General features: G+C 49.9%; 17 protein-coding genes and 2 pseudogenes. 9 read left to right on the forward strand and 10 right to left on the reverse strand.

Annotation, left to right across the window (positions count from 1 at the left end; all coding sequences use genetic code 11):
- Nucleotides 1–17: 17 nt before the first annotated feature.
- From ydeA to ptrR, 3 genes are all read right to left on the reverse strand, one after another.
- Nucleotides 18–1,208 (reverse strand): L-arabinose MFS transporter, encoded by a 1,191-nt coding sequence (gene ydeA / locus ACU8XX_RS12115; RefSeq protein ID WP_000210799.1) that lies wholly within the window; start codon nt 1,206–1,208, stop codon nt 18–20.
- Between the two features lie 149 nt (nt 1,209–1,357).
- Nucleotides 1,358–2,473 carry a putative protein YneK gene (gene yneK, locus ACU8XX_RS12120; protein ID WP_240765155.1) on the reverse strand — a complete coding sequence of 372 codons (1,116 nt, stop codon included), beginning with the start codon at nt 2,471–2,473 and terminating at the stop codon, nt 1,358–1,360.
- Nucleotides 2,474–2,550: 77 nt separating this feature from the next.
- On the reverse strand, nt 2,551–3,432 hold the full coding sequence (gene ptrR / locus ACU8XX_RS12125; protein ID WP_000366502.1) for a putrescine utilization regulator PtrR: 882 nt from the start codon (nt 3,430–3,432) through the stop codon (nt 2,551–2,553).
- Between the two features lie 100 nt (nt 3,433–3,532).
- Between ptrR and sad the strand changes: the two genes are divergently transcribed.
- The 6 genes and pseudogenes from sad to ACU8XX_RS12155 all read left to right on the forward strand — a co-directional run bounded on the left by sad (nt 3,533) and on the right by ACU8XX_RS12155 (nt 10,127).
- Entirely contained in the window at nt 3,533–4,921 is a 1,389-nt protein-coding gene (gene sad, locus ACU8XX_RS12130; RefSeq protein ID WP_001338596.1) for a succinate-semialdehyde dehydrogenase, read from the forward strand.
- Nucleotides 4,922–4,984: 63 nt separating this feature from the next.
- On the forward strand, nt 4,985–5,911 hold the full coding sequence (gene glsB / locus ACU8XX_RS12135; protein ID WP_000257409.1) for a glutaminase B: 927 nt from the start codon (nt 4,985–4,987) through the stop codon (nt 5,909–5,911).
- A complete protein-coding gene (locus ACU8XX_RS12140; protein WP_001191019.1) occupies nt 5,911–6,270 on the forward strand; it encodes a DUF4186 domain-containing protein in 360 nt (119 codons plus the stop codon). Before glsB ends, ACU8XX_RS12140 begins: the two co-directional genes overlap by 1 nt.
- A gap of 72 nt (nt 6,271–6,342) precedes the next feature.
- Nucleotides 6,343–7,329, forward strand: a pseudogene (locus tag ACU8XX_RS12145) (GGDEF domain-containing protein); the annotation flags it as partial.
- Between the two features lie 225 nt (nt 7,330–7,554).
- Entirely contained in the window at nt 7,555–9,006 is a 1,452-nt protein-coding gene (gene uxaB / locus ACU8XX_RS12150; protein ID WP_000854624.1) for a tagaturonate reductase, read from the forward strand.
- Nucleotides 9,007–9,212: 206 nt separating this feature from the next.
- Entirely contained in the window at nt 9,213–10,127 is a 915-nt protein-coding gene (locus ACU8XX_RS12155) for a bestrophin family protein (RefSeq protein ID WP_000637082.1), read from the forward strand.
- 3 nt (nt 10,128–10,130) lie between these two features.
- Here the strand turns inward: ACU8XX_RS12155 and tam are convergent, their stop codons facing one another.
- Genes tam through lsrA form a run of 7 tightly spaced genes read right to left on the reverse strand, consistent with a single transcriptional unit; the run spans nt 10,131 to nt 16,744 of the window.
- Entirely contained in the window at nt 10,131–10,889 is a 759-nt protein-coding gene (tam, locus tag ACU8XX_RS12160; RefSeq protein WP_001286597.1) for a trans-aconitate 2-methyltransferase, read from the reverse strand.
- A 55-nt stretch (nt 10,890–10,944) separates the two neighbouring features.
- Nucleotides 10,945–11,235, reverse strand: a complete 291-nt coding sequence (gene lsrG / locus ACU8XX_RS12165) for a (4S)-4-hydroxy-5-phosphonooxypentane-2,3-dione isomerase (protein WP_000558527.1) — start codon at nt 11,233–11,235, stop codon at nt 10,945–10,947.
- A 23-nt stretch (nt 11,236–11,258) separates the two neighbouring features.
- On the reverse strand, nt 11,259–12,134 hold the full coding sequence (gene lsrF, locus ACU8XX_RS12170) for a 3-hydroxy-5-phosphonooxypentane-2,4-dione thiolase (protein WP_000774189.1): 876 nt from the start codon (nt 12,132–12,134) through the stop codon (nt 11,259–11,261).
- A gap of 26 nt (nt 12,135–12,160) precedes the next feature.
- The gene (gene lsrB / locus ACU8XX_RS12175; RefSeq protein ID WP_000172488.1) at nt 12,161–13,183 is read right to left on the reverse strand and encodes an autoinducer 2 ABC transporter substrate-binding protein LsrB; all 1,023 of its coding nucleotides are present in this window, start codon (nt 13,181–13,183) and stop codon (nt 12,161–12,163) included.
- 11 nt (nt 13,184–13,194) lie between these two features.
- Nucleotides 13,195–14,187 (reverse strand): autoinducer 2 ABC transporter permease LsrD, encoded by a 993-nt coding sequence (gene lsrD / locus ACU8XX_RS12180; protein WP_001222721.1) that lies wholly within the window; start codon nt 14,185–14,187, stop codon nt 13,195–13,197.
- Entirely contained in the window at nt 14,187–15,215 is a 1,029-nt protein-coding gene (gene lsrC, locus ACU8XX_RS12185; protein ID WP_000911192.1) for an autoinducer 2 ABC transporter permease LsrC, read from the reverse strand. Before lsrC ends, lsrD begins: the two co-directional genes overlap by 1 nt.
- Entirely contained in the window at nt 15,209–16,744 is a 1,536-nt protein-coding gene (gene lsrA, locus ACU8XX_RS12190) for an autoinducer 2 ABC transporter ATP-binding protein LsrA (RefSeq protein ID WP_001194875.1), read from the reverse strand. The genes lsrC and lsrA overlap by 7 nt, the downstream gene beginning before the upstream one ends.
- Nucleotides 16,745–16,992: 248 nt before the next feature.
- Here lsrA and lsrR point away from each other — a divergent pair, with 248 nt between their 5' ends.
- The 3 genes and pseudogenes from lsrR to ACU8XX_RS12205 all read left to right on the forward strand — a co-directional run bounded on the left by lsrR (nt 16,993) and on the right by ACU8XX_RS12205 (nt 25,566).
- The gene (lsrR, locus tag ACU8XX_RS12195; RefSeq protein ID WP_000154352.1) at nt 16,993–17,946 is read left to right on the forward strand and encodes a transcriptional regulator LsrR; all 954 of its coding nucleotides are present in this window, start codon (nt 16,993–16,995) and stop codon (nt 17,944–17,946) included.
- Between the two features lie 78 nt (nt 17,947–18,024).
- Complete coding sequence (gene lsrK / locus ACU8XX_RS12200) at nt 18,025–19,617, forward strand: autoinducer-2 kinase (RefSeq protein WP_105394438.1); 1,593 nt, start codon at nt 18,025–18,027, stop codon at nt 19,615–19,617.
- A 530-nt stretch (nt 19,618–20,147) separates the two neighbouring features.
- A pseudogene (locus ACU8XX_RS12205) lies at nt 20,148–25,566 on the forward strand (ECSE_1600 family autotransporter).
- The last annotated feature ends 196 nt before the right edge of the window (nt 25,567–25,762 follow it).

Consider the following 25,762-nt stretch of genomic DNA (forward strand, 5'->3'; position numbering starts at 1 on the left):
CCGAATGGGCCTTTCAACTATTGCGTCTGTTCTTCGAGTGTCACTGGCCAGCGGCGAAATATAATGATTGACCATATTAACGCGGCAAAAGCAGGCACCGCGCCCACATAACCAATCATCGACATTGACCAGTGCAAACTCACCTGATTACCTACCAACGCACCCGCCCCGATTCCAATATTAAATATGCCGGAGAATAGCGCCATCGCGACGTCGGTAGCATCTGGTGCCAGCGCCAGCACTTTAACCTGCATACCAAGCCCGATGATCATCATCGCGATCCCCCAGAAAATACTCAGCACCCCGAGGTGTATTTCACTGTTCGCCGCAGGTAGCAGCAGTGCCAGACACACCAGCAACAGCGCAATTGCCGTACTCACCAACGCAGACGCATACTGATTACCCAGTTTACCGAAAATCACGCTGCCAATAATGCCCGCACCACCGAGTAATAACAGTAATGCCGTGGCAAAGTTGGCGCTGAATCCCGCAATGTTTTGCACAAAAGGCTCGATATAGCTGTATGCCGTGTAATGGGCGGTGACAACCACCACAGTTAACAAATAAATGCTCATCAATGCCGGGCGGCGGAACAATAGCGGGAGGCTTTTCAGTGAACCGGAATGCTCACTGGGCAGTAAGGGAAGTAACTTAATCAGGCACAAAAGGGTGATAAGCGCCCCAATACCAATCGCGAAGAAGGTCATTCGCCAACCGAAATACTGGCCCACAATGCGCCCGAGAGGTAAACCTAAGACCATCGCCAGTGCTGTACCGGTGGCAATTAAACTCAATGCCTGTGCTCGCTTCCCGGCCGGAGCCATACGGATCGCCAGAGACGCCGTAATCGACCAGAAAATCGCATGTGCAAAAGCCACACCAATGCGACTGATCACCAGAACGGTAAAGCTCCACGACAAAAACGACAGTACGTGGCTGGCAATAAACACCACAAACAGGCAGATCAGTAATTTGCGCCGTTCAACCTGACTGGTCATTAACATAAAAGGCAATGACATTAGCGCTACTACCCATGCGTAAATGGTCAACATGATGCCGACCTGAGCGGTTTGCATGTGAAAACTTTGCGCAATGTCAGAGAGCAGGCCAACAGGGACAAATTCGGTGGTGTTGAAGATGAAGGCGGCGACTGCCAGCGTAACGACCCGTAGCCACGCCACTTTGCGGGAAACAGTGTTTGTTGTCATAACAGATTATCGGGTGAGTTGCGAAAAAGTGATGAAATGATCTTAAAACGGTTAATGATGTGAATACAATGCATTTGTGATCTGGATCGCGTTTTCCGTTTCTCTGACGCTGATTCTGTTCCGCGTCAGAGAGTCGGTAACATCACGGTTTAATGACGTTCAGGAAGGTCTGGCGTTTTGGCGGTTGCGGGTATAGGTGGTCTGACAGGGGAGCGAGGCCTGTTTTTCACCAGGTCTTCGTGAGTAACTTTTGGCGGCGTTTCATTTTTTACAAACAGTTTGAGGGTCCTGCGCGCCATATGTTTGATAATTTTATCATCACTTAATGATGCTGGCATCAACACGTCATTCAGATCACTTTCATTGGGATTCATAAATTGGTGATAGTGCAATAACATATTGGCGAAAAATAAAAAAAAGTCCTGAAAATGAGGAGATTCTTGTTCTGCTAAAAGGGATAAAAAGCAGATGCAGACTTCGGGTAGTACATGTTTGTTAGAACCTAATGAATCCATCAGGCTTTGCAATAAATCCTCTTTTAATTCGCCGTCTGTTATGTCGAGAATGGCGGTGATCAAGTTAGGATCTTTATTGACGAACCATTTGTGAACCTCAGAGTTACTCCATAATCGGGGGAGTATGACAAAATTACCGCGAGAGATAAAATTCAGGACAAGCAAATCAAACTGGCGTAAGTAATCTGCAGCGGTATGGTGATCCGGAGGCAGGGGTTCAATATGTGGTGTATGCGCTCTTTTGATGGGAATGCCAAGGTTGATCATTGGAAATTGTTCAATAAAATCATTCAGAAACAGAAAGAGCACACGCTCGACGCCGGTCTGAAATACGCGCCCCATAGTGACAGGCTTTGGGTTGGGAGCGCAAAAAATATTAATTTCTCCATCATGGCGAAAATTATCTAAATAAATAGGGCTTAAATTTATTACTACCTGAAATTCAATATTTTCTTTGTGTCTTCCATTCTTGACGGGATAAGTGAGTTTAAACTGAACCTTTTCATTGTATAGTGTGTCGTTACCCCGAAAAGAAGTCCTCTGAATATATGATAAGTTGTCAAGGTTATTAAATATCTTTTTTGTGGCTGAGTTGATGTTTAAAGACGTGCGCCACTCTTCATCACATATTATGGTACTGAGTGCATCAATAAAATCCTTTAAAACTTCTTTTACCTGAGGTGCAATATTACGTACGGGAAAATCATCAGGAAGAGATATGTAATTGCTGATGCTTACTGGCGTAACCATATTTGCCCCATATAGTCATAAGTCATCGGAACATCACTATATAGAGCATATTAGCCGCAAGAACTATCAAAAATAGCTCATTGATATCCCTGTCTTGCCGAGTCAGGCACCTCCAGCAGTTGAATAAATGCCTCGAGCGGGCGCGTTTTCGCACCACGACGCCAGACCAGCCAGGTTGTTAACCAACGCCATTGCTCAGCTAACGGCCACGCTTCAACCTGGTGATGCCCCGGCATACTTTCCAGCATAGAGCGCGGAATAAGCGCAATGCCTGCTCCTGCGATCACACAGGCCAACATTCCGTGATAAGACTCCATCTCATGGATAGTTCCCGGAGCGGCACCGTCAGCATGAAACCAGCTCTCGAAGTGGCGACGATACGAACAATTGGCGCGGAAGGCATAAATGTTACTGCCATTAACCTGACTGGCACGGGTTACTGGCGCATATCCTTGTGGCGTGACGATCATCAGTTCCTCGCGGTATACCGGTATCCCGTCGATGGCAGTATGGTTAATGGGTCCATCAATAAACGCCGCATTCAGTTTTCCCTCCAGTACACCATCCAGCATAGTGCCGGAAGGGCCGGTGGAAAGTGAAAACTGAATTTTGGGATAACGACGGTTGAATTCCGCCAGCGTGGCTGGAATGCGCACTGCAGCGGTGCTTTCCAGCGAACCAAGAGAAAATAAACCTTGCGGCTCATCGCCAGCGACAACGCTCCGCGCTTCATCCACTAACGCGAGAATTTGTTGGCTATAGCGTAAAAAGTTATGCCCGGCAGGAGAGAGACGTAAACGCTGATTCTCGCGAATAAACAGATCAACCCCCAGTTCTGTTTCCAGCTGGCGCAGACGGGTAGTGAGATTCGACGGCACGCGATGCACTTTTGCTGCAGCCTGGGTTATGCTGCCAGCTTCGGCAACCGCGTTGAACATCTCCAGTTGGGTCAGATCCATAGCATTCTCGATTCGTGAATAAGTGGCTTAATATTATTCATTTTAAAGCAAGAGTAAATCTGCGTATCTTCATACCATGACTCATAAAGGAGATACCCCGATGACCATTACTCCGGCAACTCATGCAATTTCGATAAATCCTGCCACGGGTGAACAACTTTCTGTGCTGCCGTGGGCTGGCGCTGACGATATCGAAAACGCACTTCAGCTGGCGGCAGCAGGCTTTCGCGACTGGCGCGAGACAAATATAGATTATCGTGCTGAAAAACTGCGTGATATCGGTAAGGCTCTGCGCGCTCGTAGCGAAGAAATGGCGCAAATGATCACCCGCGAAATGGGCAAACCAATCAACCAGGCGCGCGCTGAAGTGGCGAAATCGGCGAATTTGTGTGACTGGTATGCAGAACATGGTCCGGCAATGCTGAAGGCGGAACCTACGCTGGTGGAAAATCAGCAGGCGGTTATTGAGTATCGACCGTTGGGGACGATTCTGGCGATTATGCCGTGGAATTTTCCGTTATGGCAGGTGATGCGTGGCGCTGTTCCCATCATTCTTGCAGGTAACGGCTACTTACTTAAACATGCGCCGAATGTGATGGGCTGTGCACAGCTCATTGCCCAGGTGTTTAAAGATGCGGGTATCCCACAAGGCGTATATGGCTGGCTGAATGCCGACAACGACGGTGTCAGTCAGATGATTAAAGACTCGCGCATTGCTGCTGTCACGGTGACCGGAAGTGTTCGTGCGGGAGCGGCTATTGGCGCACAGGCTGGAGCGGCACTGAAAAAATGCGTACTGGAACTGGGCGGTTCGGATCCGTTTATTGTGCTTAACGATGCCGATCTGGAACTGGCGGTGAAAGCGGCGGTAGCCGGACGTTATCAGAATACCGGACAGGTATGTGCAGCGGCAAAACGCTTTATTATCGAAGAGGGAATTGCTTCGGCATTTACCGAACGTTTTGTGGCAGCTGCGGCAGCCTTGAAAATGGGCGATCCCCGTGACGAAGAGAACGCTCTCGGACCAATGGCTCGTTTTGATTTACGTGATGAGCTGCATCATCAGGTGGAGAAAACCCTGGCGCAGGGTGCGCGTTTGTTACTGGGCGGGGAAAAGATGGCTGGGGCAGGTAACTACTATCCGCCAACGGTTCTGGCGAATGTTACCCCAGAAATGACCGCGTTTCGGGAAGAAATGTTTGGCCCCGTTGCGGCAATCACCATTGCGAAAGATGCAGAACATGCACTGGAACTGGCTAATGATAGTGAGTTCGGCCTTTCAGCGACCATTTTTACCACTGACGAAACACAGGCCAGACATATGGCGGCACGTCTGGAATGCGGTGGGGTGTTTATCAATGGTTATTGTGCCAGCGACGCGCGAGTGGCCTTTGGTGGCGTGAAAAAGAGTGGCTTTGGTCGTGAGCTTTCCCATTTCGGCTTACACGAATTCTGTAATATCCAGACGGTGTGGAAAGACCGGATCTGACGCGACATATTCAGCTCTGATATACTCGCAGGTCTTTTCAGACCTGCGGTCCAGGAGTAGAAAGTGGCAGTCGCCATGGATAATGCAATTTTAGAAAACATCTTGCGGCAAGTGCGGCCGCTCATTGGTCAGGGTAAAGTCGCGGATTATATTCCGGCGCTGGCTACAGTAGACGGTTCCCGATTGGGGATTGCTATCTGTACCGTTGACGGACAGCTTTTTCAGGCCGGAGACGCGCAAGAACGTTTTTCCATTCAGTCTATTTCCAAAGTGCTGAGTCTCGTTGTCGCCATGCGTCATTACTCCGAAGAGGAAATCTGGCAACGCGTCGGCAAAGATCCGTCTGGATCACCGTTCAATTCCTTAGTGCAACTGGAAATGGAGCAGGGTATACCGCGTAATCCGTTCATTAATGCCGGTGCGCTGGTGGTCTGCGATATGTTGCAAGGGCGATTAAGCGCACCACGGCAACGTATGCTGGAAGTCGTGCGCGGCTTAAGCGGTGTGTCTGATATTTCCTACGATACGGTGGTAGCGCGTTCCGAATTTGAACATTCCGCGCGAAATGCGGCTATCGCCTGGCTGATGAAGTCGTTTGGCAATTTCCATCATGACGTGACAACCGTTCTGCAAAACTACTTTCATTACTGCGCTCTGAAAATGAGCTGTGTAGAGCTGGCCCGGACGTTTGTCTTTCTGGCTAATCAGGGGAAAGCTATTCATATTGATGAACCAGTGGTGACGCCAATGCAGGCGCGGCAAATTAACGCGCTGATGGCGACCAGTGGTATGTACCAGAACGCGGGGGAGTTTGCCTGGCGGGTGGGACTACCGGCGAAATCTGGCGTTGGGGGCGGTATTGTGGCGATTGTTCCGCATGAAATGGCCATCGCAGTCTGGAGTCCGGAACTGGATGATGCAGGTAACTCGCTTGCGGGCATTGCCGTCCTTGAACAATTGACGAAACAGTTAGGGCGTTCGGTTTATTAATGCAGTCTCTCGATCCTCTCTTCGCGCGTTTATCCCGTTCAAAATTTCGCTCTCGCTTTCGTTTGGGCATGAAAGAGCGTCAGTATTGTCTGGAGAAAGGCGCGCCAGTCATCGAACAACATGCGGCGGATTTTGTCGCTAAACGTCTTGCTGCGGCATTACCGGTTAATGACGGTAAGCAAACCCCCATGCGCGGGCATCCGGTGTTTATCGCTCAGCACGCCACCGCGACCTGCTGTCGCGGTTGTCTGGCTAAGTGGCATAACATTCCGCAGGGTGTTTCGTTAAGCGAAGAACAACAACGTTATATCGTGGCGGTAATCTATCACTGGCTGGTTGTACAGATGAATCAGCCATGAGAATTGCGGAAAACGACAAAATAGCATTCCCAGGGTACCTTTATTTGCCGCCGCTGTCAGCGAACATGCTATCTTGGTTCGGTCAGTATTGATAGTCTGGATTTCTGGCCTTTGCTTGCGGACTGGTTCAGTGAGCAATTCTCAACGGGCGTGTTGATCGTGCCTTGTATGCTGACGTTGGCTATTCCTGGAGTGCTGCCGCGCTTTAAAGCAGAACAGATGATGCCCGCCATCGCGCTTATTGTGTCGGTTATTGCCTCGGTAGTCATTGGCGGAGCGGGGAGTCTGGCGTTCCCGCTGCCTGCATTAATCTGGTGTGCAGTGCGCTATACGCCGCAGGTAACATGTCTGTTGACCTTTGTCACCGGTGCGGTGGAAATCGTACTGGTGGCAAATTCGGTGATTGATATCTCGGTCGGTTCGCCGTTCTCCATTCCGCAAATGTTCTCCGCACGTCTCGGTATTGCCACGATGGCGATATGCCCAATTATGGTTTCTTTTAGCGTGGCAGCGATCAATTCGCTAATGAAGCAAGTTGCGCTGCGAGCCGACTTTGATTTTCTGACTCAGGTTTACTCACGGTCCGGTCTTTATGAGGCGCTGAAAAGTCCATCGCTGAAACAGACACAACATCTGACTGTCATGCTGCTTGATATCGACTATTTCAAAAGCATTAACGATAACTATGGACATGAATGTGGCGATAAAGTGTTAAGCGTGTTTGCCCGGCATATTCAGAAGATTGTCGGTGATAAGGGGCTGGTGGCGCGAATGGGCGGCGAAGAATTTGCTGTTGCAGTGCCGTCGGTGAATCCTGTCGATGGTCTGCTAATGGCGGAAAAAATCCGTAAAGGCGTTGAACTGCAACCATTCACCTGGCAACAAAAAACGCTTTATCTCACGGTAAGTATTGGCGTCGGTAGTGGTCGCGCATCGTACCGAACGCTGACCGATGACTTTAATAAATTGATGGTCGAAGCCGATACGTGTCTGTATCGCTCGAAGAAAGATGGGCGCAACCGTACCAGCACTATGCGTTACGGTGAGGAAGTTGTCTGACATCTTTATTCATTACGCGCGATTTGAATGCAATGTGTTCTACCACTTTATGATCCAGGAAAGGCGTTTTTCCTCGATTAAACCATGATCCGCGCCACACTTTTCTCATAAAACTGCTCATTAATCATCAGGAGTTGATCAAAACAGGGGTTCGGCGTATTAAAGTTTGCTAACCTGTCGTACCAATTCAAACAGGTTGTATGACTAATCAGAAGGGAACCCATTGTGAAAACACTAAATCGTCGCGATTTTCCCGGTGCACAGTATCCAGAACGTATCATTCAGTTTGGTGAAGGTAACTTCCTGCGCGCCTTTGTTGACTGGCAAATCGATCTCCTGAATGAGCACACCGATCTGAATTCTGGCGTGGTCGTTGTTCGTCCGATTGAAACTTCATTCCCGCCGTCACTGAGCACGCAGGATGGTCTGTACACCACCATTATCCGTGGCCTGAATGAGAAGGGGGAAGCGGTCAGCGACGCGCGTCTGATTCGCTCGGTTAATCGTGAAATCAGCGTCTACAGTGAATACGATGAATTCCTGAAACTGGCGCACAACCCGGAAATGCGCTTTGTTTTCTCTAACACCACCGAAGCGGGTATCAGCTACCATGCGGGCGATAAATTCGATGACGCGCCAGCGGTAAGCTATCCGGCAAAACTGACCCGTCTGCTGTTCGAACGCTTTAGCCATTTCAACGGTGCGCTGGATAAAGGTTGGATCATCATTCCGTGTGAGTTGATTGACTACAATGGCGACGCGTTGCGTGAACTGGTGCTGCGCTATGCGCAAGAGTGGGCACTGCCAGAAGCATTTATTCAATGGCTGGATCAGGCTAACAGCTTCTGTTCTACGCTGGTGGACCGTATCGTTACCGGTTATCCGCGCGATGAAGTGGCTAAACTGGAAGAAGAATTGGGTTATCACGATGGTTTTCTCGACACCGCTGAACACTTTTACCTGTTTGTGATTCAGGGACCGAAATCCTTAGCGACTGAACTGCGTCTGGACAAATATCCGCTCAACGTGCTGATTGTTGACGATATTAAACCGTACAAAGAACGCAAAGTGGCAATCCTCAACGGTGCGCACACCGCGCTGGTGCCGGTGGCGTTCCAGGCAGGGCTGGATACCGTAGGTGAAGCGATGAACGATGCTGAAATTTGCGCATTCGTTGAAAAAGCTATCTACGAAGAAATTATTCCGGTACTGGATTTGCCTCGTGATGAACTGGAATCTTTCGCCAGTGCAGTCACCGGGCGTTTCCGTAACCCGTACATTAAGCATCAGCTGCTGTCTATCGCGCTCAACGGTATGACCAAGTTCCGCACTCGCATCCTGCCGCAGCTGCTGGCAGGGCAGAAGGCAAAAGGCACACTTCCGGCGCGCCTTACTTTCGCATTAGCGGCATTGATTGCCTTCTATCGCGGTGAGCGTAACGGAGAAACATATCCGGTACAGGACGATGCACACTGGCTGGAACGTTATCAGCAACTCTGGAGCCAGCATCGTGACCGTGTTATCGGCACCCAGGAACTGGTAGCGATTGTTTTGGCAGAAAAAGACCACTGGGAGCAGGACCTGACGCAAGTGCCTGGTCTGGTCGAGCAGGTTGCTAATGACCTGGATGCGATTCTTGAAAAAGGGATGCGCGAAGCTGTACGTCCGTTGTGCTAATAACACCGTTACTTCTGAACCCGGTTTCGACCGGGTTTCTTATTTCACTATATTAGTTACAACATCCTATGTGCCTTTATCATTAACAGATGCCACATGCAGCGCCTGTTAATGTTGTAAGCTTGTAGGTAATTTGTAAGTAGCGTCTTGAGAATGTGATCGTAATCACGTTTAATAGGGCGACTTTTTCACGCCTGAAGATAACCATGATTGTTCGTCCACAACAACACTGGCTGCGCCGTATTTTTGTCTGGCACGGCTCAGTATTATCCAAGATATCATCGCGCTTACTACTCAATTTTCTCTTTTCTATCGCTGTTATTTTCATGCTGCCCTGGTACACGCATCTGGGCATCAAATTCACCCTCGCACCGTTCAGCATTCTCGGTGTCGCCATCGCCATTTTTCTTGGTTTTCGTAATAATGCCGGGTACGCCCGTTACGTTGAAGCGCGAAAACTTTGGGGGCAGTTGATGATTGCCTCACGGTCGTTACTGCGCGAGGTAAAAACGACATTGCCGGATTCGGCAAGTGTAAGGGAGTTTGCCCGGTTGCAAATCGCCTTCGCCCACTGTTTACGCATGACATTACGCAAACAGCCACAGGCGGAAGTGCTGGCTCATTATCTCAAGACTGAAGATCTTCAGCCTGTACTGGCTTCGAACTCTCCAGCTAACCGTATCTTGTTAATAATGGGGGAGTGGTTGGCGGTTCAGCGCCGCAATGGGCAGCTTTCAGATATCCTGTTTATTAGCCTCAACGATCGGCTTAATGATATTTCAGCGGTTCTGGCAGGCTGTGAGCGCATTGCCTACACGCCAATTCCCTTTGCCTACACCCTGATTTTGCATCGTACCGTTTATCTGTTTTGTATCATGCTGCCGTTCGCGCTGGTCGTGGACCTGCATTACATGACGCCTTTTATCTCTGTGCTGATTTCCTACACTTTTATTTCGCTGGATTGTCTGGCGGAAGAACTGGAAGATCCGTTCGGTACTGAAAACAATGATTTACCACTGGATGCCATCTGCAACGCTATTGAAATTGACCTGTTACAGATGAACGATGAAGCCGAAATTCCAGCAAAAATTCTTCCCGATCGTCATTACCAGCTGACGTGATATTTACTCCATACGCCGGGCAACAATAAACAGACGCGGAAATGCCAGCAGTATCTGTCCGTTCTCTTGCAGTGGATACTGCTCTTCCAGCATCTGATGGTAGCGCTTAAGAAAAAGCTGCTGTTCGCTCTCGGTCAGATCCTGTAACCACGGACGTAATCCAGTGGCAGTCACCCAATCGATAATCGCCTGGTGTGACGGCATCTGGTGATAGTAGGTGGTTCGCCAGATATCGACCTCACATCCGGCTTCGCTCAAAATATCGTAGTAAGCATGAACGCCAGCCAACGGCTCACGCCCGCGATCCGGGTAGTTTTGTTCCCAGGCAACTTCGCGCATGAGCACATGGGTCGGCTCCAGCCAGTTATCTGGCATCTGTACTGCCAGCACGCCCTGCGGATTAAGTAAAGAAACCAGATGAGGAAACAATTCGTAGTGGTCGGGCAGCCATTGCAGTGAGGCATTAGCAAAAATCAGATCGAGTGCCTGTACCGGTTGCCAGTTGCGGATGTCTGCTTCCACGAACTGGCAGTCTGGCAAAGCACTGCGCGCTTCAGCAATCATCGCCGGAGACGAGTCGATGCCTGTTATCCTGGCCGCAGGCCAACGTTGTTGTAGAAGGGCGGTGCTGTTACCTGGGCCACAGCCAAGATCGGCAACATATTCGACATTTTCCAGCGGCACTCTGGCAAGCAGCTCCACCGCCGGACGCGATCGTTCAGCGGAAAAGTGCAAATATAAAGAGGGGTTCCAGTCAGACATTTTTTACTCCCGTCAGCGCGTTACCCCAATTGTAGATAAAATTGATAAATTCGCCTCACGGCATCAAACCATTGAACAGACGTTTTTTACGCGGCCCGGTCATTAAAGATTCCAGTTTCGCGACACAGGTTTTGTAGTGGGGCGTGGTTTTATGGAACGCCACTGCGTCTTCATCTTTATAGGCTTCGTAGATATAAAAGCGCGAATTCACTTCCGGGTCCTGTAAGACATCGAAGCGCAAATTGCCTTCTTCCTGTACAGAGCCCAGGTGGTTCTGGCGAAAAACTTCGATAAACTCGTCAACCTTGTCTTCATGAACGTTAATTTCAACCAGTGTGACGTGCATAATTCTTCTCCTTAGATCCGCAGTTACTGTTTTTCACTCAGATAGAGTTCATATGCTCGATCAGCCGTTTCGTTATGGTGAACCACCGCCTGTACGGCTTTCATCATCGCCACCGGATGGTCAGACTGGAAAATATTACGCCCCATATCCACACCAGAAGCGCCCTGATCGATAGCCTGCCAGCACATTTCCAGCGCCTCGCGCTCCGGTAATTTTTTACCGCCAGCAATAACAATGGGTACCGGACATCCGGCAACAATCCGTTCAAAACCTTTTTCGACATAATAGGTTTTGATAATTTGCGCCCCCATTTCAGCGGCGATTCGAGTCGCGAGCGAGAAATAACGCTGATCGCGCACCATATCTTTGCCCACGCCAGTCACGGCCATGGTCGGCATTCCCACTTTCATTCCGGCATCAACCAGCTGAATAATATTTTTGATCGACTGATGTTCATATTCGCTGCCGATATAAACCTGCGCCGCCACCGCGCAACTGTTCAGGCGCACGGCATCATCCATCGATAACGCCACGGCTTCATTACTTAATTCCGCCAGAATAGAGTTCGCACCTGACGCCCTCAGTACCACCGGCTTATTGGTCGCTGGGGGAACTACGCTGCGCAAAATGCCGCGCGTACACATTAATACATCGGCATGTTCAAACAGCGGGGCGATATTTATATCAATGCGTTCAAGTCCGGTAGTCGGCCCCTGAAAATAACCATGATCAAAGGCCAGCATCACGGTATTACCCGTTTTCGGATTAAATATCCGCGATAAGCGTGACTGCATTCCCCAATCCAGCGCACCGCAACCTTTCAGGGTAAAAGGGATATTTTGTTGCGGTTGATCGGTACGAAAATCTTTACCATCTTTAATATCGTCTAAATCTGCCATAACTTACTCCGGTTAAGTAATGCACATCAGAAATCGTATTTGCCGATATTCTCTTTGTTGAATATCACGCGCTCCGGTAACAGTACGATGCCATTACCATCCGCTTCGTAGTCATAGCCCTGAACGCTATTTGGCGAGACTTCAACCTGACCTACGCCCTGGATATCCAGCTTGTCGCCCGTTTTCATTGATCCTTTTTTCAATAATGCATCCGCGACATACACTGAAATTTTGCCTTGCTGAACCACATCCCACAGGCCAAATTCTTTCACCGTGCCGCGTTCCACATATGGACGCATCACGTTTGGCGTACTGAATCCGACAATCGCTACTTTGTCATTTTTCAAGTTTTCTGCGGCTTGTGCGGCAGCGGGCAGGGCGTTGGCATCGGGGGCGATAATGGCGTCGAGATCGCTATACGCTTTTAATATTCCTTCTGCGGTTTGTAATGATTTAGTGGCATCGTTATAGCCAAACTGCGTAGTGACAATTTCCCAGCCAGGATGCTCTTTGGCGATTTTCGCTTTCGCTTCTTTCACCCACTGGTTTTGGTCCGTAACGGTGGGGCTTGAGTAGAAAAACGCGACTTTGGCTTTGTCTTTATTCACCTGACGCGCCGCCATATCCACCAACATACCTCCCAACTGGGCGGGCGTTCCCTGATTAATGTAGTAAGAGCGGCACTCCGGTTTAGTATCAGAGTCCCAGGTCAGCACTCTCACACCACGTTGCATGGCGCGTTTCAGTGCCGGACACAAGCCATCAGGCGAAACCGCAGAAACGATAATGGCGTTATAACCTTGATTGACGAAGTTATTAATCAACTGTACCTGACCAGAAACACTGGGTTCTGTCGGCCCGTCGTAGGTCACATCAACGCCCAGCTCTTTACCCGCTTGTTGTGCGCCGTTGCCACCGCTGGTAAAAAATCCCACGCCAACCAGTTTGGGAATAAATGCAATACGCTCTGCGGCCTGCACATTCATAGAGATTGCGGCAATGCCAAGAACGCTAAGTAAGGCGATTTTCTTAAAGCGATGAAGTGTCATGAAGATATCCTTTATGGCAATGGGTTATTGGCCCGACGCGCCAGCCACTCTTTAATTTGCTGGCGATGCAGGCTAACGGAACGACCTACGACAACGACGATAAGTAGCGCACCGGAAAGGGCGCTGGACACCTGATTTGGCACTCCTGCCATTTGCAAACCTTGTTGCAAATATCCCACTAATAAAACCGCAATGGCGGTGCCGATAATGGAACCGGAACCACCATAAATATTGGCACCGCCAAGCACCACGGCGGTGATGGCGGGCATCAGAAACGACGCACCGAGATCGGAACGTGCTGAACCAAAATACGATACCAGCAGCACAGCGGCGACCGCAGACGCCAGCCCCGTCATGGCATAGAGCGCACATAAGGTGCGGTTAACTGGAATCGCGCTATAAAGCGCCACGCGCGGGCTTTGCCCAATCAAAAACACATTACGTCCGGCATGGGTTTTATGCAGCCAGAGCCAGAAAACGAGGAGACATATCAGGAAGATAATCAGCGGAACGGGGAGTCCCAGCACATCCAGGTTAGCGAAATCTGTAAACGCCATCGGGAATCCACCAATACCTTCGTACCCCGTCGCTCCGGCCATACCGGAAAGCAGCAGAGCGCTTCCGGCAAACAGATACAGCGTGCCAAGCGTAATCACCAGCGGGTTAACTTTGGTATAGATAATTAATCCGGCGTTGATCAGCCCGCACAATGCGCCGAGCAGTAAGGTCAGGAGTATCGCCAGCGGCATCGGCACACCACTTTGAAACAGTACGCCCAATGCAATGGCGCAGAGGCCGATGGTCGAACCAAACGAAATATCGATCCCGCCACTGACAATCACCATCGTCAGCGGTAGGGCGACAATGCCAATGCAGATAAAGTCACTGGTGCTGAACAGCAACATATTGAGATCTAACATCCGCGGGTTAATTGCACCAAATGCGACAATCTCAATAACGAGCAGTGCGGCAAGAGCCAGTTCCCAACCGTAGCGAATACGCATTATGCGGCCTCCCGTTTTTTACCTGACGAAGCGGGTTTAACGGATGGCGGTGGCGTCATAAAGCGGGCATATTTTTGCCGCCGTAGATTACGTTCCAGCGCACAACGCAGGCGTCCATCAAACACCAGCACCGCCAGCAGCACGAGGCCCGCGATAAAATCGTTCCACCATGCCGGAATGCGCAACAGCACCAGTACGCTATCGATCTGCGTCAGGAACCATGCGCCGAGTACCGCACCGATGATCGCACCGGAACCGCCGAGCAAACTAATGCCGCCCAGCACGCAGGCTGCAATTGCTTTCATCTCCAGCCCGGTACCGGTCTGGTTGGGGATAAAACCAATCTGCGAAGCAAACACAATTCCCGCCAGTGCCGCCATGCAGCCGTTCAACGAAAATGCCACAATGCGAATGGCTTCCGTACGAACGCCCAGTTGACGAGCGCCCTGTAAATTATCGCCCGTGGCATAAAAACTGCGTCCAAACGCCGTCTTCGCCAGCAGCCAGGCCATAAATGCCACCAGAATTATCGTCAACCAACCAATCGCGGAAACGCCAAACAGCAGCGGTGCGGAGAGCTGTTTCAGTTCGGCGGGTAACCCTTCAATCCATTTACCGCCAGTCCACAGCAACATGATGCCTCTGTACAACCCTAACGTGCCAAGGGTGGCAACAATGGCAGGAATCTTTAGCCACGCGACCAGGACACCGTTGAAAAATCCCGCGAGCAAACCAAGCAGTAAAGTCGTGACACAGGCAACAGGTAGTGAATATCCTGCGTTCAGTAACATCCCCAACAGCACCGCGCACATTCCGGTAATCGAACCCACTGAAACATCAATATTGCGCGTAAGCATTACCAGCGTCGCGCCCATTGCCAGCAGGATCAGGATTTGCGCGCTGCTATAAACCATGGTCAGCGTTTGCACACTTAAATACTGGCGGTCGAGAAAACCGGGTAATACAAACAGCAGCACCACCGCCAGCAGTGCCGTGATTTCACGGTTGTTCTGAATAAACTTCAGCATGACGCCTCCTGACGCTGACTATCGCCGAAGGCAACGCGCATAATAGTCTCGACATTAATATCGCGCCCGGTCAGTGCAGAGTGGGCAATTTCGCCCTGATGCATCACATACACGCGATCTGCCATCAGTTCGATCTCTTCCAGGTCGGAGGAGATAAGCAGCACAGCCACATTCTGTGCGGCGATGCTGCGCAACAGTTGGTAGATATCATTACGCGCCGAGACATCCACGCCGCGCGTCGGCTCATCGACAATCAATACTTGCGGCGAGGCTTCCAGGCATTTGGCAATGAGGATTTTTTGCTGGTTGCCACCGGATAATGTCCGTGCAGCTTGTTCCGGTTGGTTAAATTTAATATTCAGCGCCCGACGATATCGTTCCAGGGTGGCATTATCTTTCGCGGTTTTCGCCCAGAATCCACGAAGGTTATGAGTAAGGGCGCAGACATTCCAGGCCAGCGAAGCATCGAGATTCAGTCCGGATGACTGGCGATCTTCCGGCAGATAAACCAGACCGCGCAGTAAACGTTCTCCAGTGGATAATTTATTGATCTCGTTACCATTCAGCATAATGCGTCCGCCACGCAAAGTACGCAGACCATAGAGCGTCTCGGCCAGTTCTGTGCGTCCGGCTCCCACCAGCCCAGCCAGGCCCAGAATTTCTCCGGCATTGAGCGTCAGGCTGACATTCCTGAAGCCTTCGCCAGTCAGATTTTCCAGTGTCAGCACCGGCGTTCCGGCGGCATGTTGTGGGCGGTTACCAGGTAACTCCAGCCATAATTTTTGGCTGGCAGAGAGCGATTTTTCCCGTACCACTGGCGTGATGGCCTGAATAATGTCGTCGGTAGACAGTTCGCTGGTTTTGCCGCTTAAGGCGATGGTTCCGTCGCGCATCACGCTAATTCGATCGGCAATCTGGCGAATTTCCGGCAGCTTATGCGAGATAAAAACAATACCCACGCCAGTAGCAAGCAGCTCTTGCAAGCGAGTAAACAAGCGTTCGGTTTCCGCAGGGGTAAGCGAGGCGGTAGGTTCATCGAGGATCAGAATCCGCGAGTCGCGCATCAGCCCGCGGAGGATTTCCACCATTTGGCGATCGGCGACATCCAGCGATCCTGCCAGACTATGCAGATCAAACTGGCAGCCCAGCGCCGCCAGCAAGTTCTTCATTTTCTGCATGGAGAGCTGTTTTTTTGCCAGCCCAAACAGGATGTTTTCTTTTATCGACAGGCTTGGGAAAAGCAGCGGTTCCTGGGGAACGAGATAAATACCCAGCTGATGAGCATGAACTGGCGTTAATCTGGCGTAGTTGTTGCCCCCAATCTCCAGCGTACCGCTATCAGCAGGGGTAATACCGGCAATAATCTTCATTAACGTCGATTTACCGGCACCATTGCCGCCGAGCAGGGCGTGGACCTCCCCCTGATGCAACGTAAAATCGATGCCTTTCAGGACATTGACCCCTGAATACTGTTTATAAACCGAGCGGGCGCAAAGTAGCGGTAACGCGCGGGTATCACTCGTTTGCATATTTCCCCCGTTCAGTTTTGCAGGTGAGTTTTGAACAAATGTATTTCTGCTTTTAATTTGTTCATAACCTTAGGTGGACATTGCACATATTTCCGACGAATAGATCACAATTTATGCTATTTTGATTTTCACGGTTGCGTTTGTTCATACTCGTAGAGTCAAACTGTGGTTGCCATCACAGATATAAATGCGCAAGAACTGAACAATTGCATTAAAGATTTTAATATGTTCAAAGTGAAGAATGAATTATGACAATCAACGATTCGGTAATTTCAGAACAGGGAATGTGTGAAGAAGAACAGGTCGCGCGGATCGCGTGGTTTTACTACCACGACGGGCTGACCCAGAGTGAGATCAGCGATCGTCTCGGCCTGACACGTTTGAAAGTATCGCGATTGCTGGAGAAAGGGCATCAGTCCGGCATTATTCGCGTACAGATTAATTCTCGCTTTGAAGGCTGTCTGGAATATGAAACTCAATTACGTCGTCAGTTTTCGCTGCAACATGTCCGGGTGATCCCTGGGCTTGCGGATGCTGATGTCGGCGGGCGACTAGGGATAGGCGCGGCGCATATGTTGATGAGTTTACTTCAACCACAACAGATGCTGGCGATTGGTTTTGGCGAGGCAACCATGAATACGCTGCAACGCTTAAGTGGTTTTATTTCGTCACAGCAAATTCGCCTGGTCACGCTCTCCGGTGGCGTCGGTTCTTATATGACGGGTATCGGGCAGCTTAACGCGGCGTGCAGTGTGAATATTATTCCGGCTCCGTTGCGGGCATCCTCCGCTGACATTGCCCGTACGCTAAAAAATGAAAATTGCGTCAAAGATGTTCTGCTAGCCGCGCAAGCAGCGGATGTGGCGATTGTCGGCATTGGGGCCGTGAGTCAACAAGACGACGCGACGATCATTCGCTCCGGTTATATCAGCCAGGGCGAACAGTTAATGATTGGCCGAAAAGGGGCGGTTGGCGACATTTTAGGCTACTTTTTTGATGCAAAAGGTGACGTTGTCACGGATATCAAAATACATAACGAACTGATTGGCTTACCTTTAAGCGCGCTGAAGACCATACCCGTCCGGGTTGGCGTGGCAGGGGGAGAAAATAAAGCCGAAGCAATTGCCGCTGCAATGAAAGGCGGTTATATCAACGCACTGGTTACCGATCAGGATACAGCAGCGGCGATTTTACGTAGTTAAATTTGCATGACCTTATTACCGGGAATGATGGAGAACGTATAGAGGAACAGACAGAACGCATAAGCCGAGGATAATCTAATGGCTCGACTCTTTACCCCTTCAGAATCAAAGTACTACCTGATGGCGCTGGATGCAGGCACCGGAAGTATTCGGGCTGTGATATTCGACCTGGAAGGCAATCAAATAGCAGTGGGACAGGCGGAGTGGCGGCATCTGGCAGTACCGGACGTTCCTGGTTCTATGGAATTTGATCTCAACAAAAACTGGCAACTGGCGTGTGAGTGTATGCGCCAGGCGTTGCACAACGCCGGCATAGCCCCGGAGTATATCGCTGCCGTTTCGGCATGTTCGATGCGTGAAGGCATTGTTTTATATAACAATGAAGGAACACCGATCTGGGCCTGCGCCAATGTGGATGCCAGAGCGGCGCGCGAAGTTAGCGAACTTAAAGAACTGCACAACAATACCTTTGAAAACGAAGTTTATCGCGCGACCGGACAAACGCTGGCTTTAAGTGCCATCCCCAGATTACTTTGGCTGGCGCACCATCGTTCCGATATTTACCGTCAGGCATCAACTATCACCATGATCAGCGACTGGCTGGCCTATATGCTCAGCGGTGAACTGGCGGTGGATCCCTCTAACGCTGGAACCACGGGACTTCTTGATCTAACCACCCGTAACTGGAAACCAGCATTGCTGGATATGGCTGGCCTGCGTGCCGATATTCTTTCTCCTGTCAAAGAAACCGGCACATTGCTGGGCGTGGTAAGTTCACAAGCGGCGGAACTCTGCGGTCTGAAGGCGGGCACACCTGTGGTCGTGGGAGGAGGCGACGTGCAGCTTGGTTGCCTGGGGTTAGGCGTTGTGCGTCCGGCACAAACCGCGGTTCTTGGCGGCACATTCTGGCAGCAAGTTGTAAACTTAGCCGCGCCGGTGACAGACCCAGAAATGAACGTGCGCGTTAATCCCCATGTTATTCCTGGCATGGTACAAGCTGAATCTATAAGCTTTTTTACCGGACTCACCATGCGCTGGTTCCGCGATGCTTTCTGTGCCGAAGAAAAACTGATTGCCGAACGTTTAGGCATCGACACCTATATGCTGCTGGAAGAGATGGCCAGTCGGGTGCCGCCTGGGTCGTGGGGCGTAATGCCGATATTCTCCGACAGAATGCGCTTTAAAACCTGGTATCACGCTGCGCCTTCCTTTATTAACTTGTCCATTGACCCGGATAAATGTAACAAAGCGACATTGTTCCGTGCGCTGGAAGAAAATGCGGCGATTGTATCAGCGTGTAACTTGCAGCAAATTGCTGATTTCTCGAATATTCATCCCACCTCGCTGGTTTTTGCTGGCGGAGGTTCTAAAGGGAAATTATGGAGTCAAATTCTCGCTGATGTCTCGGGATTACCCGTCAATATTCCGGTGGTCAAAGAAGCCACCGCATTAGGATGTGCCATTGCAGCTGGCGTCGGTGCCGGAATTTTTTCATCAATGGCAGAAACTGGAGAACGCCTGGTTCGCTGGGAACGGACACACACACCAGACCCGGAAAAGCATGAACTTTATCAGGATTCACGCGATAAGTGGCAGGCAGTTTATCAGGATCAGCTGGGGCTGGTTGATCATGGACTGACGACGTCGTTATGGAAAGCGCCTGGGTTATAGTTTCATTGACAGCCACATCATGATGACCGTGGCTGTTAGTTTTTGAGTATAGTTATTCTTATTTCCCTTCTTTTAGAGCTGGCTTGTTAAATGCCAGCTTGCAGATTCATCGCTCCATCACCAGTACTATATTCAAGGGAAAATTGCTATTTTTCTTAAAGCATTAAGCACAACCCTTATTTTATAGCGAATACTCCTAAAGACACTAATGGATGCAAAAGGGGTTTAATAAACTTCGATTTTTAGCAATTAGTGCTATTCTTTGTTAAATATGACGATGGTAATTTTCTTATTGAAAGAAACAGTTTTCTTATTAAGCAACAACAACTCATGGTTCATTTTTAAATAAAATAAGAACTATGCAATTTTTAATCTATCAATTCGAAAGTATTAGCAAATTAGCCAAATTGACACCTTTCCACCTCCAACCAACACTCAATACAGACCTCTGACAATTTAATAAGTTTCATTTTTAATGTCTGACGACTCATCTCTTTCGTGGCTGTATTTTTTGTATATGGAGCGTTTATATGAATAGAATCTATCGCGTGATATGGAATTGCACCCTACAGGTATTTCAGGCCTGCTCGGAATTAACTCGCAGGGTAGGTAAAACATCAACGGTTAATTTGCGTAAATCCTCTGGACTGACAACGAAATTCAGTAGATTGACGCTGGGTGTTTTGCTGGCACTAAGCGGTTCAGCGTCTGGTGCGAGTCTGGAAGTTGATAATGGTCAGATTACCAATATTGATACTGATGTTGCTTATGATGCCTACCTGGTTGGCTGGTATGGCACTGGAGTTCTTAATATTTTGGCTGACGGTAATGCCTCCTTAACCACTATTACTACCAGCGTCATTGGCGCTAATGAGGATTCGGAGGGTACCGTTAATGTTTTGGGTGGCACCTGGCGATTGTATGATAGCGGAAATAATGCAAGGCCTTTAAATGTGGGTCAATCCGGAACGGGGACGCTGAATATTAAACAGAAGGGTCACGTCGATGGAGGCTATTTAAGATTAGGTTCTTCGACAGGAGGCGTCGGGACGGTCAATGTTGAGGGAGAGGACTCTGTTCTGACGACCGAATTATTCGAAATAGGGAGTTACGGTACGGGCTCATTAAATATTACGGATAAGGGTTACGTCACGAGTTCAATCGTCGCCATTTTAGGATATCAAGCGAACAGTAATGGTAAGGTTATCGTTGAAAAGGGTGGCGAGTGGCTAATAAAAAATAATGATTCCTCAATTGAATTTCAAATTGGTAATCAAGGAGCTGGGGAGGCGACTATTCGCGAGGGTGGGCTGATTACGGCTGAAAACACGATTATCGGTGGCAATGCCACCGGTTTCGGAACCCTGAATGTGCAGGATCAAGACTCTGTCATCACGGTACGCAGACTCTATAATGGATATTTCGGCAATGGCACAGTCAATATTTCCAATAATGGACTGATTAATAACAAAGAATATTCATTGGTGGGCGTTCAGGACGGTTCCCACGGTGTCGTCAACGTGACCGATAAAGGGCATTGGAATTTCCTCGGAACGGGCGAAGCTTTCCGCTATATCTATATCGGTGATGCTGGCGATGGTGAACTTAATGTCTCGAGTGAAGGCAAAGTAGATTCGGGAATTATCACTGCGGGGATGAAAGAAACAGGCACAGGCAACATTACTGTTAAGGATAAGAACTCCGTTATCACTAATCTCGGAACTAATCTTGGTTATGACGGCCACGGCGAAATGGATATCAGTAATGAGGGGCTTGTTGTCAGCAACGGAGGAAGCTCACTCGGTTATGGAGAAACCGGCGTCGGGAATGTCAGCATCACCACGGGGGGATGTGGGAGGTCAATAAGAATGTCTATACCACCATTGGTGTTGCGGGCGTCGGAAACCTCAATATTAGCGATGGCGGTAAGTTCGTATCGCAAAATATTACTTTTTGGGCGATAAAGCAAGCGGTATCGGCACACTGAACCTGATGGATGCGACATCATCGTTCGATACTGTGGGTATCAATGTCGGTAATTTTGGTAGCGGTATCGTAAATGTCAGTAATGGTGCCACCCTTAATTCAACGGGCTATGGATTTATCGGAGGAAATGCCTCCGGTAAGGGGATAGTTAATATTTCAACGGACAGTCTCTGGAATTTAAAGACATCATCTACTAACGCACAATTGCTACAGGTCGGTGTATTAGGCACGGGTGAACTGAATATTACCACCGGAGGTATAGTTAAAGCGCGTGATACACAGATAGCTCTCAATGACAAAAGTAAGGGCGACGTGAGGGTGGATGGGCAGAACTCTCTTCTTGAAACATTCAATATGTACGTAGGGACATCTGGTACGGGTACGTTAACCCTGACGAATAACGGTACGCTGAATGTCGAAGGTGGAGAAGTTTACTTAGGTGTTTTTGAGCCTGCTGTAGGAACGCTAAACATTGGTGCTGCTCACGGTGAGGCGGCGGCAGATGCCGGATTTATCACCAATGCGACGAAAGTGGAGTTTGGTCTTGGCGAAGGCGTTTTTGTCTTTAATCATACCAATAACAGTGATGCCGGCTACCAGGTCGATATGCTGATTACAGGTGACGATAAAGACGGAAAAGTGATCCATGATGCAGGCCATACGGTGTTCAATGCAGGGAATACTTATAGCGGTAAAACGCTGGTCAATGACGGCCTCCTGACCATTGCGTCTCATACGGCAGATGGGGTAACGGGCATGGGGTCGAGTGAAGTAACCATTGCAAACCCCGGTACGCTCGACATTCTCGCATCAACGAACAGTGCAGGAGATTACACGCTGACCAATGCGCTCAAAGGCGATGGCTTGATGCGAGTGCAGCTGTCATCCTCCGACAAGATGTTTGGCTTTACCCATGCAACAGGGACTGAATTCGCCGGTGTTGCCCAACTGAAAGACAGTACCTTCACTCTGGAACGCGACAACACCGCTGCGCTTACTCACGCGATGTTGCAGTCTGACAGTGAAAATACCACATCGGTAAAAGTGGGAGAGCAATCCATTGGTGGACTGGCCATGAATGGCGGTACGCTCATTTTCGATACGGATATTCCTGCTGCGACGCTTGCAGAGGGATATATCAGCGTCGATACGCTGGTTGTCGGCGCGGGTGACTACACCTGGAAAGGCCGTAACTATCAGGTAAACGGGACGGGCGACGTGCTTATCGACGTGCCTAAACCGTGGAATGATCCCATGGCGAATAACCCTCTGACGACGCTCAATTTGCTGGAACACGACGATAGCCATGTCGGCGTTCAACTGGTGAAGGCGCAAACGGTTATTGGGTCGGGTGGCTCATTAACGTTACGTGATTTACAGGGCGACGAGGTGGAAGCGGACAAAACGTTACACATTGCGCAAAACGGAACGGTGGTCGCCGAGGGTGATTATGGATTCCGCCTCACGACCGCACCAGGTGATGGTTTGTACGTTAACTATGGGCTGAAAGCGCTGAACATCCATGGTGGGCAAAAGCTGACGTTAGCCGAACATGGCGGAGCCTATGGCGCAACGGCCGATATGTCGGCAAAAATCGGTGGTGAAGGGGATCTGGCAATCAATACGGTGCGACAGGTTTCGCTTTCCAACGGTCAGAACGACTATCAGGGGGCAACCTACGTTCAGATGGGGACATTACGTACCGATGCGGATGGTGCACTTGGCAACACCCGGGAACTGAACATCAGCAACGCGGCCATCGTCGATCTTAATGGATCGACGCAGACGGTAGAGACATTCACCGGGCAGATGGGTTCGACTGTTTTGTTCAAAGAGGGGGCGCTGACGGTAAATAAAGGTGGGATCAGTCAGGGTGAACTGACAGGTGGCGGAAACCTGAATGTTACAGGGGGAACGCTGGCTATCGAGGGGCTTAATGCACGCTACAATGCGTTAACCAGCATTAGCCCAAATGCGGAAGTCAGCCTCGATAATACTCAGGGGTTAGGCAGAGGAAATATTGCCAATGACGGTCTGTTAACGCTAAAAAACGTGACTGGCGAACTGCGTAATAGCATAAGCGGGAAGGGTATCGTGAGCGCAACCGCCAGGACAGATGTAGAGCTGGATGGCGATAATAGCCGCTTTGTGGGGCAATTCAACATTGATACAGGCAGCGCGCTCAGCGTCAACGAGCAGAAAAACCTGGGTGATGCTTCCGTTATCAATAATGGCCTGCTCACCATCTCCACTGAGCGTAGCTGGGCGATGACGCACAGTATCAGCGGTAGCGGTGATGTGACAAAACTGGGTACCGGGATCCTGACTCTTAACAACGATTCCGCGGCGTATCAGGGTACGACGGATATCGTGGGGGGGGAAATTGCTTTCGGTTCCGACTCTGCCATTAATATGGCAAGTCAACACATTAATATCCATAACAGCGGTGTGATGTCGGGAAATGTCACCACTGCAGGTGATATGAACGTTATGCCTGGGGGGGCACTGCGTGTCGCTAAAACCACTATCGGCGGCAACCTGGAGAATGGCGGCACGGTTCAAATGAATAGCGAAGGGGGGAAACCGGGGAATGTACTGACCGTTAACGGCAACTATACCGGAAACAATGGCCTGATGACGTTCAACGCGACGCTGGGCGGCGATAATTCGCCCACCGATAAGATGAACGTGAAAGGCGATACCCAAGGGAACACTCGCGTTCGGGTTGATAACATTGGCGGCGTCGGTGCACAAACGGTCAACGGTATTGAACTCATTGAGGTTGGCGGTAATTCTGCAGGTAACTTCGCGCTGACCACCGGAACTGTCGAAGCTGGGGCTTACGTCTACACGCTGGCTAAAGGGAAGGGGAATGACGAGAAAAACTGGTATCTGACCAGTAAATGGGACGGCGTAACGCCAGCGGATACACCCGATCCCATCAATAATCCCCCTGTTGTGGATCCGGAAGGCCCATCAGTTTATCGCCCGGAGGCCGGAAGCTATATCAGCAACATTGCCGCAGCCAACTCGCTGTTTAGCCATCGTTTACACGACCGTCTGGGTGAGCCGCAGTATACAGATTCACTGCATTCTCAGGGGTCGGCAAGCAGTATGTGGATGCGTCATGTCGGAGGGCACGAGCGTTCAAGGGCCGGTGACGGTCAGCTAAATACTCAGGCTAACCGCTATGTATTGCAGCTAGGCGGCGATTTGGCGCAGTGGAGTAGCAACGCGCAGGATCGCTGGCATCTTGGCGTGATGGCAGGCTACGCCAATCAGCACAGTAATACTCAGAGTAATCGTGTGGGTTATAAATCGGATGGGCGCATCAGCGGTTACAGCGCTGGGCTGTACGCGACCTGGTATCAGAACGATGCGAATAAGACCGGCGCTTATGTTGACAGCTGGGCGCTGTATAACTGGTTTGATAACAGCGTCAGTTCCGATAACCGTTCTGCTGACGACTATGATTCTCGCGGTGTGACGGCCTCTGTTGAGGGTGGGTATACCTTTGAAGCGGGAACATTTAGCGGCAGCGAAGGGACGCTGAATACCTGGTACGTCCAGCCACAGGCGCAAATCACCTGGATGGGTGTGAAAGATTCCGACCATACCCGGAAAGACGGAACGCGCATTGAAACGGAAGGCGACGGAAATGTGCAAACGCGACTTGGGGTGAAAACCTACCTGAATAGCCATCACCAGCGTGACGATGGTAAACAGCGTGAGTTCCAGCCTTACATTGAAGCGAACTGGATCAACAATAGCAAAGTCTACGCCGTGAAGATGAATGGTCAAACCGTAGGCCGTGAAGGTGCGCGTAATCTCGGTGAAGTACGTACCGGGGTTGAGGCGAAAGTAAATAACAACCTTAGCCTGTGGGGGAATGTCGGTGTGCAACTAGGTGATAAAGGCTATAGCGATACTCAGGGCATGCTGGGAGTGAAATATAGCTGGTAAACCGTATAAGCCGCATGTCGAGATGGCATGCGGCTTAATATTGCCGACTTCAAACGGCGCATCAACGCCTTATTTAAATCCTCCTTTTTATCCGCGATCGCGGATATCGCAGCGTTTATCCCGTAGAGCGGATAAGATGTGTTTCCAGATTGACTTATCCTCACTAAAGGATAAAACTTATAATATCCCCTTAAAC

The sequence above is a fragment of the Escherichia sp. MAL-1 genome (genome assembly GCF_052948035.1).